Source organism: Pseudomonas sp. QD4, from assembly GCF_049199125.1.
Taxonomy (GTDB): Bacteria; Pseudomonadota; Gammaproteobacteria; order Pseudomonadales; family Pseudomonadaceae; genus Aquipseudomonas.
On record NZ_JBLZOM010000001.1, the window covers coordinates 2053449 to 2068963 of the forward strand.

Genomic DNA, 15515 nt, shown 5'->3' on the forward strand with positions numbered 1-15515 from the left:
CTGCGCGCGGCCTTGAATAGCCATTGCGCGCGATTATTTACTCATGCCCTTGGAAGCACCTGACGGTAGCTCACCTCCAGCAAACCAGCCAAGCATAGCGCCCGGCTAGATTCATTCTGCAAATTGTCGCCAAGTATCTTTTACAGAAGGTCTTTTATCAACAACTCAGCCAACTGCACCGCATTGAGTGCAGCGCCTTTGCGTACGTTATCTGACGTCAGCCACAGATTAAGTTCCGCGGGGTCATCGACCCCCGTACGCACCCGGCCGACATACACCACGTCTTGTCCGACCGCATCACCCACCGCTGTCGGATAATCGCCGGCTTCCACCAACTCGACACCCGGCGCGGACTCCAGCGCCGCATTGACCGCTGCCAGGTCGATGGCGCGGCCTGACTGCAAGGTCACGCTATAGCTATCGCCAAAAAACACCGGGGCTTGAACGCAAGTGACAGAAATCTTTAACAAAGGTTGTCCCAGGACCTCACGCAGCTCACGAACCAGGCGTTTTTCCAGCAGGGTATGGCCCTGGGCATCAGGCGTACCGACCTGGGCCAATAAATTGAAGGCCATCTGCCGATCGAAAAAGCGCGGCTCCAGCGGGCGCACGTTGAGCAGTTCGGCGGTCTGGCGTGCCAGCTCCGTCACGGCTTCGCGCCCCTGGCTGGATACCGCCAGGCTCGCTGTCAGGTTGACCCGCTGCAGATCGAGCAAACCCACCAGGGGCGCCAGCACCACCGCCAGCGAGGTCGCCGAAGCGCTCGGGCTGCTCAGTTGCACCGGCTTCTGCAAGCCGGCCAACACCTGGGCATTGGCCTCGGGCACCACATTCGGCGCCTGGGCCGACGGCAACGCACCGGACAGGTCGATCACCGTGCACTGGGCCGCACTGGCGCGCGGGGCGAAGCTCAGGGTCACCGCCGGGCCGGCGGCAAAAAACACGATCTGCACTTTGCTGAAATCGAACTCGTCGACTTCACGCACACGCACGTTCTTGCCGCGAAACGGCACCGAATGCCCGGCGGACTCGCTGCTGGCCAACAGGTGCAGATTGCCGACCGGAAAATCGCGTTCTTCGAGAATCTGGACGAGGGTTTCGCCGACAGTACCGGTGGCGCCGACAACGGCGATATCAAAGGACTGGTTCATGGTGCTACCTCTGGCGAAACGTGGGGAGCGGCACTTTACCCGGCGCATGGGGGCGAGGCAATTCGCCCGCGGGCCACGGCGTGCCCGGTTTGGGCGTTATTGAAAGGAAGCCGACTGTCGGCGCCAAGAAAAAGCCCGCACCTCTTGCAAGGCGCGGGCTCGTTCAGACCATCAGCCGATCAACGCTCCAGCAGGATCCGCAGCATGCGACGCAGCGGTTCGGCCGCGCCCCACAGCAGTTGGTCACCCACGGTGAACGCGCCGAGGAACTGCGAACCCATGTTCAGCTTGCGCAGGCGCCCTACCGGAATGTTCAGGGTGCCGGTGACCTTGGTCGGGCTCAGCTCCTGCATGCTGATATCACGCTGATTCGGCACCAGCTTGACCCAAGGGTTGTGCTGGCTGATCAGCCCTTCGATATCGGCGATCGGTACGTCTTTGTTGAGTTTGATGGTCAGCGCCTGGCTGTGGCAGCGCATGGCGCCGATCCGCACGCAGATGCCGTCCACCGGGATCGGGCTCTTGAAGCGACCGAGGATCTTGTTGGTCTCGGCCTGGGCCTTCCACTCTTCGCGGCTCTGGCCGTTCGGCAGTTCCTTGTCGATCCACGGGATCAGGCTGCCGGCCAATGGCACGCCGAAGTTCTCGGTCGGGTAGGCATCGCTGCGCATGGCTTCGGCCACACGCCGATCGATGTCGAGGATCGCACTGGCCGGGTCGGCCAGTTGATCAGCGACCGCCGCGTGAGTGGCGCCCATCTGCTTGATCAGCTCACGCATGTTCTGCGCGCCGGCACCGGAGGCCGCCTGATAGGTCATGGCGCTCATCCATTCCACCAGGCCGGCTTCGAACAGGCCGCCCAGGCCCATCAGCATCAGGCTGACGGTGCAGTTGCCGCCGATGTAGTTCTTGGTCCCGGCGTCGAGCTGCTGGTCGATGACCCGGCGGTTGACCGGATCCAGGACGATGACCGCGTCATCCTGCATGCGCAGGCTGGAAGCGGCATCAATCCAGTAACCCTGCCAGCCGGCTTCGCGCAGCTTGGGGAATACTTCGCTGGTGTAGTCGCCACCCTGGCAGGTCAGAATCACGTCGAGGGTTTTCAGCTCTTCAATGCTGTACGCGTCCTTGAGCGGGGCAATATCCTTGCCCACGGACGGGCCTTGGCCGCCGACATTGGAGGTGGTGAAAAACACCGGCTCAATAAGGTCGAAGTCTTGCTCTTCCAGCATCCGCTGCATGAGCACGGAACCGACCATACCGCGCCAACCGATCAGACCTACACGTTTCATCGCAACTACACCTATACAAAAGTGGGCCACCGTCTGAGCGGTGGGCCCGAAAGATTACAGATTCCGCAGCGCGGCGACTACTGCATCGCCCATTTCCTGCGTACCTACCTTCTCGCAACCGGCAGACCAGATGTCACCGGTGCGCAAACCTTGATCCAGCACCAGGCTCACGGCCTGCTCGATGGCAGCCGCCGCGTCGTGCAGATTGAAGCTGTAACGCAGCATCATCGACACCGACAGAATGGTCGCCAACGGGTTGGCAATGCCCTGCCCGGCGATATCCGGCGCCGAACCGTGGCATGGCTCGTACATGCCCTTGTTGTTGGCATCCAGGGATGCCGACGGCAGCATGCCGATGGAACCGGTGAGCATCGACGCTTCGTCGGACAGGATGTCGCCGAACATGTTGTCGGTGACGATCACGTCGAATTGCTTCGGTGCGCGCACCAGTTGCATGGCCGCGTTGTCCACGTACATGTGGCTCAGTTCGACGTCCGGGTAATCCTTGGCCACTTGCTCGACCACTTCACGCCACAGCTGGCTGGATGCCAGGACGTTGGCCTTGTCCACCGAGCACAGCTTCTTGCCGCGCACACGGGCCATGTCGAAACCGACCCGGGCGATACGGCGGATTTCACTCTCGCTGTACGGCAGAGTGTCGTAGGACTGACGCTCGCCGTTTTCCAGCGTGCGCGTGCCCCGTGGCGCGCCGAAGTAGATACCGCCGGTCAGCTCGCGCACGATGAGGATGTCGAGACCGGAAACGATCTCCGGCTTAAGGCTCGACGCGTCGGCCAGTTGCGGGTAGAGGATCGCCGGACGCAGGTTGCCGAACAGGCCCAGCTGGGCACGGATTTTCAGCAGGCCGCGCTCAGGGCGGATATCACGCTCGATCTTGTCCCATTTCGGACCGCCCACGGCGCCCAGCAGTACTGCGTCCGCGGCGCGGGCACGCTCCAGGGTTTCGTCCGCCAGGGGTACGCCATGCTGGTCGATGGCCGCGCCGCCGATCACGTCGTGGCTCAGCTCGAAACCCAGGTTGTACTTGTCATTGGCCAGGTTCAGGACCTTGACCGCCTCGGCCATGATTTCCGGGCCGATACCGTCACCGGGGAGAATCAGAATCTGCTTGCTCATGCGTTCCTCGTTTGCTCTGTCGGCGTGCCCGCGGGCACACCCGGGAAAATGTTATCGCTCGGCCCACAGCACCAGTACATCTGTACTGAACGAACCATCGGCCTCAATCTCAAAATAATCGCGTACTTCGTTGCCCATGGCTTGCTGCAACTGGCGAATGGCAACCCGCAGCTCCTGCGGCGTGCGCATGCGCTCGACCCAGGAGTTGTACTCAAGACGCAGGCGCTGGCGCGTGGTACTGCGTGTATGCAACCCCGCCTCGCTGACCTGGTGCAGCCACTCACCCGCCGAATAATCGCGCACATGGCTGGTATCGCGCAGCACTTCAACGCTTTGCAGGTAAGTGTCGAACAGCGGGCTGCCCGGCGACATCACATCGATAAAGGCCGCGACGCCACCGGGTTTCAGCACCCGACGCACTTCGCGCAGGGCCAGGCCGAGATCGCTCCAATGGTGCGCCGAGTAGCGGCTGAAGACAAAGTCGAACTCACCATCGGCAAACGGCAGGCGCTCGGCGGCGCCCCGCACGGTGCTGATATTGCCCAGGCCACGGTCCGCCGCCGCCCCCGCCACCACATCCAGCATCTGCTGCGAGAGGTCGTAGGCCACCACTTCCCTGACCAGCGGCGCCACATGAAAACTCACATGACCGGCGCCACAGCCCAGGTCCAGCAAGCGCGCAGCGCCCTGCCCCGCCAGTGCCGATTGCAGCAGGGCGAACTCGGTGCCTTGAGCGTGCACGGCACTGCTCAGATAGGCCGAGGCCTGTTCACCGAATTGCTTTTGCACGACTTGGCTATGGGCGTTGCTGGTCATGATGAAGTCCTTTGGGAAGATGTTGCCGGGTTCAGACAATGAATTTTCGGTCGATACCGGTGGCAGCGCTGCCTGCGCATGGGCGCAGGCAGCGACGTGACAGTACTCGACGGATGACTACCGAGGTTCGGCTCAGGCGTCGCGAAACAACCAGGGCTGGCTGGCGCGATGCTTGGCTTCGAACGTCGCAATCGCATCGCCGTCCTGCAGGGTCAGGCCAATGTCGTCCAGACCGTTGAGCAGGCAGTGTTTGCGGAACGCATCGATCTCGAAGTTCAAGACCTTGCCGTCAGGACGGGTCACGGTCTGGGCTTGCAGGTCGACCTGCAACTGGTAGCCGGGGGTGGCCTCCACTTGCTGGAACAGTTCGTCGACTTCAGCGTCGCTCAAGATGATCGGCAGCAAGCCGTTCTTGAAGCTGTTGTTGAAGAAGATGTCGGCATAGCTGGGCGCGATGATGCTGCGGAAACCGTACTCTTCCAGGGCCCAGGGCGCGTGCTCGCGGCTCGAGCCGCAGCCGAAGTTCTCCCGGGCCAGCAACACACTGGCACCCTGGTATCGCTCGGCGTTGAGCACGAAATCCTTGTTCAAGGGACGCTTGGAGTTGTCCTGATACGGTTGCCCCACATCCAGGTAACGCCACTCATCGAACAGGTTCGGGCCGAAGCCGGTGCGCTTGATGGACTTCAAGAACTGCTTGGGGATGATCTGGTCGGTGTCGACGTTGGCACGGTCCAAAGGCGCGACAAGACCAGTGTGCTGGGTAAAAGCTCTCATGATTACTGCGCTCCCTGGGTCAATTCACGGACGTCGATGAAGCGACCGTTCACTGCGGCGGCGGCGGCCATGGCCGGGCTCACCAGGTGGGTACGACCACCGGCGCCCTGACGGCCTTCGAAGTTGCGGTTGGAGGTCGATGCACAGTGCTCGCCCGACTCCAAACGGTCCGGGTTCATTGCCAGGCACATCGAGCAGCCCGGCTCACGCCATTCAAAGCCGGCCTCGAGGAAAATCTTGTCCAGCCCTTCCGATTCGGCTTGAGCCTTCACCAGACCCGAGCCCGGCACCACGATGGCCTGCTTGATGGTCGAGGCCACTTTGCGGCCTTTGGCGATCACGGCGGCGGCGCGCAAGTCTTCGATGCGCGAGTTGGTGCAGGAGCCGATGAATACACGGTCCAACTGAATGTCGGTGATCGCCTGATTGGCGGTCAAACCCATGTATTTCAAGGCGCGGACAATGGAGTCGCGCTTGACCAGGTCCATTTCCTTGGCCGGGTCCGGCACGTTCTGATCCACGGCCAGAACCATTTCCGGGGAAGTGCCCCAGCTGACTTGCGGCTTGATCTGCGCAGCGTCGAGCTCGACCACGGTGTCGAAGGTGGCGTCGGCATCGGACACCAGGTCTTTCCAGGCTTCGACGGCCAGGTCCCATTCGGCGCCCTTGGGTGCAAACGGGCGGCCCTTGACGTATTCCACGGTCTTTTCGTCCGCCGCCACCAGACCCACACGAGCGCCGGCTTCGATGGACATGTTGCAGATGGTCATGCGGCCTTCGACGGACAGGTCACGGATCGCGCTGCCGGCGAACTCGATGGCATGGCCGTTGCCGCCGGCGGTGCCGATCTTGCCGATCACCGCGAGCACGATGTCCTTGGCGGTCACGCCAAAGGGCAAGGTGCCTTCAACGGACACCAGCATGTTTTTCATTTTCTTGGCGACCAGGCACTGCGTGGCGAGCACATGCTCCACCTCGGAGGTGCCGATACCGTGGGCCAGGGCACCGAAGGCGCCGTGGGTCGAGGTATGGGAGTCGCCGCAGACCACGGTCATGCCCGGCAAGGTTGCACCCTGCTCCGGGCCGATCACGTGGACGATGCCCTGGCGCACGTCGTTCATCTTGAATTCGACAATGCCGTATTCGTCACAGTTGTCATCAAGGGTCTGAACCTGCAGGCGCGAGACCTGGTCGGCAATCGCTTCGATCCCGCCTTTGCGCTCGGGCGTGGTGGGTACGTTGTGGTCCGGGGTGGCGATGTTGGCATCGATGCGCCAAGGCTTGCGCCCGGCCAGACGCAGGCCTTCGAAGGCTTGCGGCGAAGTCACTTCGTGGATGATGTGACGATCGATATAGATCAGCGCCGAACCATCGTCGCGCTGTTTAACCAAATGCGAATCCCAGAGCTTGTCGTAGAGCGTTTTGCCGGCCATCAGACGTTTCCTCATCAGCTTGTTTCTATGCCGCGGGTCATTGCTGACACCCAATCAATAACCCCTTGGCTTGTGAGGCTGATGCTATGGCGTTACATTAAATAACTCAAATTCATATTTTTTATGCTTTGGATAACCAACTGGAATACGAACATGGACCTGGCCAACCTCAATGCTTTTATTGCCATCGCCGAGACCGGCAGTTTCTCCGGGGCAGGCGAACGGCTGCATCTGACTCAACCAGCCATCAGCAAACGTATTGCCGGGCTGGAGCAGCAACTCAAGGTCCGGCTGTTCGATCGCCTGGGTCGTGAAGTGGGCCTGACCGAGGCCGGGCGCGCCCTGCTGCCACGGGCTTATCAGATTCTCAACGTACTGGATGACACGCGCCGGGCGCTGACCAACCTTACCGGCGAAGTCACCGGGCGCCTGACCCTGGCCACCAGCCACCACATCGGCCTGCACCGCCTGCCGCCGCTGCTGCGGGCCTTTACCCGGAAATACCCGGACGTGGCCCTGGATATCCAGTTTCTCGACTCGGAAGTGGCCTACGAAGAAATCCTCCATGGCCGCGCCGAACTGGCGGTCATCACCCTGGCCCCCGAGCCCCATGCGTTGGTCAAGGCCAAGCCGGTATGGGACGACCCGCTGGATTTCGTCGCCGCGCCCGAGCACCCGCTGGTCAGTAATGGCCAGGTCAGCCTGGCGGACATTGCCTTGCACCCGGCGGTTTTCCCCGGCGGCAATACCTTTACCCACCATATCGTGCAGCGCCTGTTCGAAGCCCAGGGGCTGACGCCGAACATCGCCATGAGCACTAACTATCTGGAAACTATAAAAATGATGGTGTCCATCGGCCTGGCCTGGAGCGTGCTGCCGCGCACCATGCTCGACGATCAGGTGGCGCGCATCCCTTTACCGGGCATACAGCTCACTCGCCAGCTAGGCTATATCCTGCACACCGAACGGACGCTGTCGAACGCTGCGCGGGCTTTCATGGCCTTATTGGATGCACAAATCGATTGGCCAGGGAGTCAGGCACAAGAACCCCGGCAATAATCTGTGCCTACCCTTTAATACTTTGAGCTTCCCGCGCCAAACGCCCTATTCAGCCCAAGGCCCGCAGCCAATGCCCAAACCCGCCGACCGTATGCCCCCCATGCCACGTGTCCATGCGCTTGACCCTCGTGAGTCGGAGCAAAGCTGGGAGAGTGCACCGCAATTGCTGGCCGCACTCAATGGCGCACGCCTGGGCGCCTGGTATTGGGACATCGAAAGCGGGCAAATCAGCTGGTCGCGGGGCACCCAGGCGCTGTTTGGCTTCGACCCCCGCCAGCCACTGCCCAAGGACCTGGAATACCTCGACCTGCTGCCCCCCGAAGATCGTGCCAAGACCGTCCGCGCCTTCCACTCGGTACTGGCCGGCGCGCCGCTGGAACACGCCATGCACCACCGCATCCGCTGGCCCGATGGCAGCCTGCACTGGCTGGAAATCAACGGCAGCGTGCTCCCGGACAAAAACGGCAAGCCCCGAATGATCGGGGTGATTCGCGAGATCACCCACCAGCGTCAACGGGAGCAAGCCCTCAGCAGCTCGGAAAAGCGTTTTGCCACGCTGTTTCATCTATGCCCCAACATGGTGCTGCTGACCCGCCTGGAAGACGGCCTGATCAGCGAGGCCAATCAATACTTCGAAAGCCTGTTCGGCTGGCCGGCGCACACCGTGATTGGTCGCACCACCGTGGAAATCGGCCTATGGGTCAACCCCGAGCAGCGGGTGCAACTGATCAAGGCCGTGTTGAAAAAGGGCCGGGCCGCGAGCCTTGAAGTCCAGCTGTGCGCCAGCAACGGGCAGATTCACGATGGCATTCTCAGCGCACAGAAGGTCGAGCTGGAGGGGCAGGCCTATCTGCTCAGCACCTTCCTCGACACCAGCGAGCGCAAACGCGCCGAACAGGCCCTCAAGGACAGCCAGGAGCGCCTGGACCTGGCCCTGGATTCGGCCCAGCTCGGCACCTGGGACTGGCACATTCCCAGCGGCATGCTCTACGGTTCGGCGCGGGCCGCCCAGTTGCATGGCCTGGACCCCGCACCCTTTCACGAGTCATTCGACGCGTTTTTCGAAGGCGTGCCCGACGAAGAGCGCGACAGCATGCGCAACGCCTATCGCAGCCTGCGCGAAGGCCCGGCCGGCAATTATCAACTGACCTACCGGGTGCAACTGGAGGACGGCAGCTCGCGCTACCTCGAAAGCCGCGCGCGCCTCTACCGTGATGACGCGGGCAACCCGTTGCGCATGGCCGGGACCCTGCTCGACATCACCGAACAGGTCGAGCGCGAGCAGCGCCTGGTGACCTCGGAAGAGAAGTTCGCCAGCCTGTTTCAGGTCAGCCCCGACCCGATCTGCGTGACCTTGCTGGCCACCGGGCAATTCATCGAGATCAATTCCAGCTTCACCCAGGCCTTCGGCTGGACCGTCGACGAAGTGATCGGCCGCAGCGCCGAGCAGATAGGCCTCTGGGAAGACTCCGCACAACGCCTGCAACGGGTCGAACAAGTCATCCGCGAACAGGCGTTGAACAACGTTGCAGTGGTGGTGCGGCACAAGAACGGCCAGTCCCTGACCTGCATCATTTCCAGCCGCCAGATCACCGTCGACAAGCAGCCCTGTATCGTCACCACCCTGCGCGACATCACCCAGCAGCAGCGCTCGGAGGCGGCCCTCAAGGCCAGTGAAGAGAAATTCGCCAAGGCGTTCCACTCCAGCCCCGACGCCATCATCATCTGCGAGCGCGAGAGCGGGCGGTACCTGGAGGTCAACGACGGCTTCTGCCGCCTGACCGGCTACCGCACGGAGGAGGTGCTCGGCCACACCCTGTATCAAGTCGCGATCTGGGCCGACGGCGGGCAGTTGGCGATGCTGATGGCCGAGTTGCAACTCAAGGGCCGGGTGCACCATCTGGAAATGCTCGGACGCAACAAACGCGGGGAAATCATCACCCTGGAAGTGTCGGTCGAACCCATCACCCTCAATGAAACCGATTGCCTGCTGCTGACGGCACGGGATGTCAGCCTGCTGAAGAATGCCCAGGCGCAGATCCGCCACCTGGCCTACCACGACCCGCTGACCAACCTGCCCAACCGCGCCCTGCTGATGGATCGCCTGAGCCAGCAGATCGCCCTGCTCAAGCGCCACAACCTGCGCGGTGCGCTGCTGTTTCTCGACCTCGATCACTTCAAGCACATCAATGACTCCCTCGGCCACCCGGTGGGCGACACCGTGCTGAAGATCATCACTGCACGCCTTGAGGCCAGCGTGCGCATGGAGGACACCGTGGCGCGCCTGGGCGGCGACGAGTTCGTGGTGCTGCTCAGTGGCCTGGACGGCACCCGCAGCGCCGTCACCGAACAGGTCCGCGAGCTGGCCGATACCTTGCGTGAGCTGCTGTCCGAGCCGATGTTCCTCGACGGCCAGCGCCTGCAAGTCACGCCGAGCATTGGCATTGCGCTGATTCCCGACCACGGCTCGACCCCTACCGACCTGCTCAAGCGCGCCGACATCGCCCTGTACCGAGCCAAGGATTCGGGGCGCAACACCACCCAGATGTTCCACAACACCATGCAAAAGGCGGCCAGCGAGCGGCTGCGCATGGAAACCGACCTGCGCCTGGCCCTGTCACGGGGGGAGTTCAGTGTGCACTTCCAGCCCCAGGTGGATGCCCGCGACAACCGGATTGTCGGCGCCGAAGCCCTGGTGCGCTGGCAGCACCCGGAATTGGGTGCCCAATCGCCCACGGAATTCATCAAGGTCCTGGAAGACAGCGGGCTGATCCTTGAAGTCGGCACCTGGATTCTCGACGAAGCCTGCCTGGCCTTCAGCCAGTTGATCAACGAAGGGCTGATCGACCCGCTGGATTTCAGCCTGTGCGTGAACATCAGCCCCCGGCAGTTTCGCCAGAACGACTTTGTCGAGCGCATCGAATACTGCCTGGCCCACTACCAGTTGCCCGCTTCGCTGCTGAAATTGGAAATCACCGAAGGCATCGTGATCCAGAACCTGGAAGACACCATCAGCAAGATGCGCCGCCTGAAAAAACTCGGCATCAGCTTCGCGATGGATGACTTCGGCACCGGCTACTCCTCCCTGACCTACCTCAAGCGCCTGCCGGTGGACACACTGAAGATCGACCAATCCTTCGTCCGCGACGCCACCCACGACCCGAACGACGCGGAAATCATCCGCGCCATCGTGGCCATGGCCCGCAGCCTGCAACTCAAGGTGATCGCCGAGGGCGTGGAAACTCCACAGCAACTGGAATTTCTCCAGGGCCTCGACTGCCATCTGTACCAGGGCTACCTGCACAGTCGGCCGCTGCCGCTCAAGGACCTGCGGCTGATGCTGCGCTAGGCCTTCCAAGCAGCGCCTCAGCCGCCTGTGGTGCCCAGATCGCGCTAGAACCGCCCCACTGACCTTGCACGGCAATCGCCTGCTGGTGCGGACAATCCCCTTCAAACAGAACACCGAAGCCATAAAAAAAGGCCCCGAACAAGTCGGAGCCTTTTTTGCCGAAGGGGCGTGCTGGATCAGCGTTTAAGTGACGGCGACACGCCCCCTCCCAGCTCGCCGCCTCAGTTTTGCAGGGCTGCTTGCTGTACCCCATTGATCGGGATGCGTTTTGGCTTGGCCTCTTCCGGCACGGTGCGCAGCAGGTCGATATTCAACAAACCGTTGCTCAGGCCGGCAGCCTTGACCTCGATGTGGTCGGCCAGGCGGAACGACAACTTGAACGCCCGCTGGGCAATGCCCTGATGCAGGTAGGTGACACTGTCATCGGCATCACGCTTGCCACCGCTTACGGTCAACACGCCTTTTTCAACTTGCAGCTCCAGGTCTTCTTCCTGGAAACCGGCCGCCGCGATCACGATACGGTACTGGTCGTCCGCACGTTTCTCGACGTTGTAGGGCGGGTAGCTGCTGCCCGGCTCGTTGCGCAACGCCGACTCGAACAGGTCGTTGAAACGGTCGAAGCCAACAGAGGAACGGAACAGTGGAGCCAAAGAAAATGCAGTACTCATGGGTATCTCCTGATTAGTTCAGCGAGTGGTTATCTCCGCGACCCGAATTCGGCATCGCGTACCCAAGAGATAGGGATGGAGGCAGGCATTTCAAGAGGTTTTTCTTGAAAAAATTTTCAGGCGGCGGCGCTGCCCTGGACACCCAGCAGACGCCCGACCTGATCCAGATCGGTTTCCCGGCGCATGGCCGTGAACAGCTCGACCGCCTCCGGATAATTGCGCGCGAGCATCGCCAGCCATTGCTTCAGACGCCCCGGCGCCGAGCGCGGGGTCAGTTGCGCCACGGCCTGGGCCCAGAAATCCTGGAGCAGTGGCTGCAACTCGGCCCAGGACATTTCCACCACCTCTTCTCCAGCCCGCGCTGCGGCGATCTGCCGGGCCAGGTCAGGGCGCGAGACCAGGCCACGACCGAGCATGATGTCCTCGACGCCGCTGATTTCGCGGCAACGCCGCCAGTCTTCGACGCTCCAGATATCACCATTGGCGAACACCGGCACCTTGACCACTTCCTGCACCCGCGGGATCCACTCCCAGTGCGCGGGCGGCTTGTAGCCGTCAGCCTTGGTCCGCGCGTGCACCACGATATGCGCCGCACCGCCTTCGGCCAGGGCCGTGGCGCAGACCAGGGCACCATCCGGGCTGTCGAAGCCCAGGCGCATCTTGGCGGTAACCGGGATATGGGCCGGCACGGCACGCCGTACATGCTCGACGATTTCATTGAGCAACTCGGGCTCCTTGAGCAGCACCGCGCCGCCCCGGGACTTGTTCACGGTCTTGGCCGGGCAGCCGAAGTTGAGGTCGATGACCTCGGAACCCAACTCACAGGCCAACGCCGCGTTTTCCGCCAGGCACACCGGATCGGAGCCGAGCAATTGCACACGCAGCGGCACCCACCCAGCGGTACGGGCACCGTGCAGCAATTCAGGCGCGAGTTTGTGGAAATAGGCCGGGGTCAGCAGGCGATCGTTGACCCGGATGAACTCGGTCACGCACCAGTCGATACCGCCGACTCGGGTCAGTACATCGCGCAGGATGTTGTCGACCAACCCCTCCATGGGCGCCAAAGCAATTTGCATGAATCACACTCAACGAAAAACACGGGCAAAAAAACGTGCGGCAGTTTACTGGGTTTCGCACACCAGCAGGTGTTTGGGCTGACAGAACGCTCCGCTCTCAACCCGCCTGCAAGGCCGGCCCGTAGCCTTCGAGAAACTCCGCCGGCATGCGCTTTGGCTTGCCGCTGGAAAGCTCGATGCAGACAAAGGTGGTCTGGGCGCGCAACAAGGTGGTGTTGTCGCTGGGGCGGATCAGTTGGAAGCGACGGGTCATTTTCAGGCGCTGGTCCCAATCGACGATCCAGGTCGCCAATTGCAGCTCGTCGCCTTCGTAGCCGGCGGCCAGGTAATCGATTTCATGCCGGACCACGGCCATGGCCCGGTCCAGCCGCCGGTACTCGACCAGGTCCAGGCCCAGGCGCTGGGAGTGGCGCCAGGCGCAACGCTCCAGCCAACTGACATACACCGCATTATTGGCGTGGCCCAAGCCGTCGATGTCTTGTGCATCCACCTGCAGATCAATGATAAATGGCGTTGCCAGATCCCAGCCCATGCCTCACTCCCGGTCAGTTTTTTTGACCGGGGCAGTGTACCGGATGCTCAGGCGGATTGCCGCGCCGGCAGGCGACGACCGGTGACCAGCGACAGCACGCCATCGATCACCCGCGGGTCGGCCAGTACCCGCTGATGACCACCCTCTTCCAGGCGCAGCAGGCGGCTGTCAAACCAGGCTTGATGGATCAGCTCCGACTCCTGCACCGCAACGAAGTGATCATCCTCGGCGTGCACGATCAGCCCGGGCATGTCCAATTGGTAGTGCGCCACATCGAGGGCGGCGGCGCGCATGCCCACCTTCTGCTCGACTTCATGGATAAACGCCGAGCGCGCCCGTGGCGGAAGGCCCATGTAGCGTGCAAACCCGCGCAGCAGGTCGAGAATACGCGCGGGCGCCGAGATGCTGACCAGGGTCTCGGTACGCAGGCCCAATTGCACCGCGAGCATGGCACTGGCACCGCCCATGGAATGACCGATGACGGCCCGCAGGGGCGGCAACTCCGCCGCGGCCTCGAGCATGGCGCGGGCGAACAGCACGACGTGCGCCTCGTTCCCCGGGGAGCGACCATGGGCCGGGCCGTCCAGCGCCACCACCGTATAGCCTGCAGCCACCAGGGCCTCGATCAAGCTGGCAAACTGCGTCGGCCGCCCTTCCCAACCGTGCATCAGCAACACCGTCGGGCCTTCACCCCAGCGCAACGCCGAAAGTCCGAAACGCAGGGTGATGCGCTCGGCCCGCGCCAGCAACGGCAACTCCCAGGCCCGTGGCGGGCGCTCGCGGGGCGTCATGAACACCTGCCGCATCTTCCTGGCAATCAATTGCGGGGCCACATGCCCCAAGGTGCCATTAACGCTTCGAATCCAGCCCAACCCGCTCATGGTTCATCTCCTCAGGCCAGGACGGCCCGGGTCAGAGCACCGCCGATTTGGCGGCGCGCAGCAATCGATCCGACAACTCACCCGGGCCCAGGGCCCGCGCCATGGCCAGGCCGCCAATCATCAGGGCCATATCCGCCAGAGCCTTGTCCGTGTCTTCAGGGCTGGACGCCAGCTGCGCGACCATCAACTCCACATGCTCATTGAGGGCCTTGCGGAATTCATCAGGCAGGCGCCCCAGCTCACCGATCGAAGCCGGGATCGGGCAGGCCTGCTCGGTGGAATCGCGGTGCTTGCGCGACAGGTAAAACGCCGCGACCAAGGCACGCCGTTCCTCACCGGTCAGTTCGCTGTCCATATCGGCAATCAGTCCCCGACGCTGGGCCAGCAATTGGGTGAAGGCTTCGAGCATCAGCGCGTCCTTGCTTTCGAAATGGGCGTAGAAACCGCCCACCGTCAGCCCGGCAGCGCCCATGACTTCGCCTACGCTCGGCTCGGCCGGGCCACGCTGGATCAACGCCGAACTGGCGGCCTGGAGAATGCGTTCTCGGGTTTGAGCTTTTTTATCGTTCATCGTTGCCTCCGAATATTACGAACAGAATATTATTCTCATAATAAATTTTCGCAAGTCGCGATTGTGACCGCTGGTCAGAAGGGATTTTCAGGAAAGAAAAGAGGATTGGCCAAACGCCAGACAAACAAAAGGGCCATTCAATAATTGAATGACCCTTAAAAATCCCGCAGAGCGGGTAAACGTGGCGTCCCCTAGGGGACTCGAACCCCTGTTACCGCCGTGAAAGGGCGGTGTCCTAGGCCACTAGACGAAGGGGACACAAACCCTTCTATACAACTGATCAGTGCTGAGTGCTGATCGATTCAAGGCCGGTGTGGCCAGACCTTGAACTGTAAAATTGGTGGAGCTAGACGGGATCGAACCGTCGACCTCTTGCATGCCATGCAAGCGCTCTCCCAGCTGAGCTATAGCCCCAGATTTTTCGCCTCGCGGCGGAGTGACATCTTGCAATATCACTTCTGTAAAACTGGCGTCCCCTAGGGGACTCGAACCCCTGTTACCGCCGTGAAAGGGCGGTGTCCTAGGCCACTAGACGAAGGGGACACAAACCTTCTATACAACGTGATCAGGCTGAGTCTGATCGAATTCAAGGACGGTGTGGCCAGACCTTGAACCTGTAAATTGGTGGAGCTAAACGGGATCGAACCGTTGACCTCTTGCATGCCATGCAAGCGCTCTCCCAGCTGAGCTATAGCCCCTCGTCGGTGAGGACGGGGCGAATCTTAATGGCGTATTTGAAACCTGTCAAATTTATTTTCAACAATTTTCAAAAT

Annotated in this window: 13 protein-coding genes and 4 tRNA genes; 2 read left to right on the top strand and 15 right to left on the bottom strand. The window is 61.9% G+C overall.

Annotated elements, in window-relative coordinates; translation table 11 throughout:
* Positions 1-140 precede the first annotated feature (140 nt).
* From ACOZJV_RS09185 to leuC, 6 genes are all read right to left on the bottom strand, one after another.
* Positions 141-1151 carry an aspartate-semialdehyde dehydrogenase gene (locus tag ACOZJV_RS09185; RefSeq protein WP_078471267.1) on the bottom strand — a complete coding sequence of 337 codons (1011 nt, stop codon included), beginning with the start codon at positions 1149-1151 and terminating at the stop codon, positions 141-143.
* A 179-nt stretch (positions 1152-1330) separates the two neighbouring features.
* Positions 1331-2443, bottom strand: coding sequence for an aspartate-semialdehyde dehydrogenase (gene asd, locus ACOZJV_RS09190; protein WP_020297829.1), 1113 nt, complete (start codon positions 2441-2443; stop codon positions 1331-1333).
* 54 nt (positions 2444-2497) lie between these two features.
* Positions 2498-3580 (bottom strand): 3-isopropylmalate dehydrogenase, encoded by a 1083-nt coding sequence (gene leuB, locus ACOZJV_RS09195; protein ID WP_078471266.1) that lies wholly within the window; start codon positions 3578-3580, stop codon positions 2498-2500.
* 51 nt (positions 3581-3631) lie between these two features.
* Complete coding sequence (locus ACOZJV_RS09200) at positions 3632-4396, bottom strand: class I SAM-dependent methyltransferase (protein WP_421547417.1); 765 nt, start codon at positions 4394-4396, stop codon at positions 3632-3634.
* Positions 4397-4528: 132 nt separating this feature from the next.
* Positions 4529-5173, bottom strand: a complete 645-nt coding sequence (leuD, locus tag ACOZJV_RS09205; protein WP_020297826.1) for a 3-isopropylmalate dehydratase small subunit — start codon at positions 5171-5173, stop codon at positions 4529-4531.
* A 2-nt stretch (positions 5174-5175) separates the two neighbouring features.
* Positions 5176-6606: a 3-isopropylmalate dehydratase large subunit gene (gene leuC / locus ACOZJV_RS09210; protein ID WP_020297825.1), complete on the bottom strand. Its 1431-nt coding sequence runs from the start codon at positions 6604-6606 to the stop codon at positions 5176-5178.
* A gap of 153 nt (positions 6607-6759) precedes the next feature.
* Here leuC and ACOZJV_RS09215 point away from each other — a divergent pair, with 153 nt between their 5' ends.
* Positions 6760-7665 carry a LysR family transcriptional regulator gene (locus ACOZJV_RS09215; RefSeq protein WP_078471264.1) on the top strand — a complete coding sequence of 302 codons (906 nt, stop codon included), beginning with the start codon at positions 6760-6762 and terminating at the stop codon, positions 7663-7665.
* 70 nt (positions 7666-7735) lie between these two features.
* Positions 7736-11014 (top strand): sensor domain-containing protein, encoded by a 3279-nt coding sequence (locus ACOZJV_RS09220; protein ID WP_078471263.1) that lies wholly within the window; start codon positions 7736-7738, stop codon positions 11012-11014.
* Positions 11015-11235: 221 nt separating this feature from the next.
* Here ACOZJV_RS09220 and ACOZJV_RS09225 read toward each other — a convergent pair whose 3' ends face one another.
* The 9 genes from ACOZJV_RS09225 to ACOZJV_RS09265 all read right to left on the bottom strand — a co-directional run bounded on the left by ACOZJV_RS09225 (position 11236) and on the right by ACOZJV_RS09265 (position 15440).
* On the bottom strand, positions 11236-11682 hold the full coding sequence (locus ACOZJV_RS09225; protein WP_020297822.1) for an Hsp20 family protein: 447 nt from the start codon (positions 11680-11682) through the stop codon (positions 11236-11238).
* Positions 11683-11798: 116 nt separating this feature from the next.
* Positions 11799-12758, bottom strand: coding sequence for a tRNA dihydrouridine synthase (locus ACOZJV_RS09230; protein ID WP_421547418.1), 960 nt, complete (start codon positions 12756-12758; stop codon positions 11799-11801).
* Between the two features lie 97 nt (positions 12759-12855).
* Complete coding sequence (locus ACOZJV_RS09235) at positions 12856-13290, bottom strand: acyl-CoA thioesterase (RefSeq protein ID WP_421547419.1); 435 nt, start codon at positions 13288-13290, stop codon at positions 12856-12858.
* Positions 13291-13337: 47 nt separating this feature from the next.
* Positions 13338-14171, bottom strand: a complete 834-nt coding sequence (locus ACOZJV_RS09240) for an alpha/beta fold hydrolase (RefSeq protein WP_078471261.1) — start codon at positions 14169-14171, stop codon at positions 13338-13340.
* Between the two features lie 31 nt (positions 14172-14202).
* Positions 14203-14742, bottom strand: coding sequence for a TetR/AcrR family transcriptional regulator (locus tag ACOZJV_RS09245; protein ID WP_078471260.1), 540 nt, complete (start codon positions 14740-14742; stop codon positions 14203-14205).
* 182 nt (positions 14743-14924) lie between these two features.
* Positions 14925-15000: transfer RNA gene (locus ACOZJV_RS09250), tRNA-Glu, on the bottom strand.
* An 80-nt stretch (positions 15001-15080) separates the two neighbouring features.
* Positions 15081-15156: transfer RNA gene (locus ACOZJV_RS09255), tRNA-Ala, on the bottom strand.
* A 53-nt stretch (positions 15157-15209) separates the two neighbouring features.
* A tRNA-Glu gene (locus tag ACOZJV_RS09260) sits at positions 15210-15285 on the bottom strand.
* A 79-nt stretch (positions 15286-15364) separates the two neighbouring features.
* Positions 15365-15440, bottom strand: a tRNA-Ala gene (locus ACOZJV_RS09265).
* Between the last annotated feature and the right edge of the window lie 75 nt (positions 15441-15515).

Coding starts and splice junctions, on each gene's coding strand:
- ACOZJV_RS09185 (WP_078471267.1), bottom strand. CDS start 1,151: ATGAACCAGTCCTTTGATATCGCCGTTGTCGGCGCCACCGGTACTGTC.
- asd (WP_020297829.1), bottom strand. CDS start 2,443: ATGAAACGTGTAGGTCTGATCGGTTGGCGCGGTATGGTCGGTTCCGTG.
- leuB (WP_078471266.1), bottom strand. CDS start 3,580: ATGAGCAAGCAGATTCTGATTCTCCCCGGTGACGGTATCGGCCCGGAA.
- ACOZJV_RS09200 (WP_421547417.1), bottom strand. CDS start 4,396: ATGACCAGCAACGCCCATAGCCAAGTCGTGCAAAAGCAATTCGGTGAA.
- leuD (WP_020297826.1), bottom strand. CDS start 5,173: ATGAGAGCTTTTACCCAGCACACTGGTCTTGTCGCGCCTTTGGACCGT.
- leuC (WP_020297825.1), bottom strand. CDS start 6,606: ATGGCCGGCAAAACGCTCTACGACAAGCTCTGGGATTCGCATTTGGTT.
- ACOZJV_RS09215 (WP_078471264.1), top strand. CDS start 6,760: ATGGACCTGGCCAACCTCAATGCTTTTATTGCCATCGCCGAGACCGGC.
- ACOZJV_RS09220 (WP_078471263.1), top strand. CDS start 7,736: ATGCCCAAACCCGCCGACCGTATGCCCCCCATGCCACGTGTCCATGCG.
- ACOZJV_RS09225 (WP_020297822.1), bottom strand. CDS start 11,682: ATGAGTACTGCATTTTCTTTGGCTCCACTGTTCCGTTCCTCTGTTGGC.
- ACOZJV_RS09230 (WP_421547418.1), bottom strand. CDS start 12,758: ATGCAAATTGCTTTGGCGCCCATGGAGGGGTTGGTCGACAACATCCTG.
- ACOZJV_RS09235 (WP_421547419.1), bottom strand. CDS start 13,290: ATGGGCTGGGATCTGGCAACGCCATTTATCATTGATCTGCAGGTGGAT.
- ACOZJV_RS09240 (WP_078471261.1), bottom strand. CDS start 14,171: ATGAGCGGGTTGGGCTGGATTCGAAGCGTTAATGGCACCTTGGGGCAT.
- ACOZJV_RS09245 (WP_078471260.1), bottom strand. CDS start 14,742: ATGAACGATAAAAAAGCTCAAACCCGAGAACGCATTCTCCAGGCCGCC.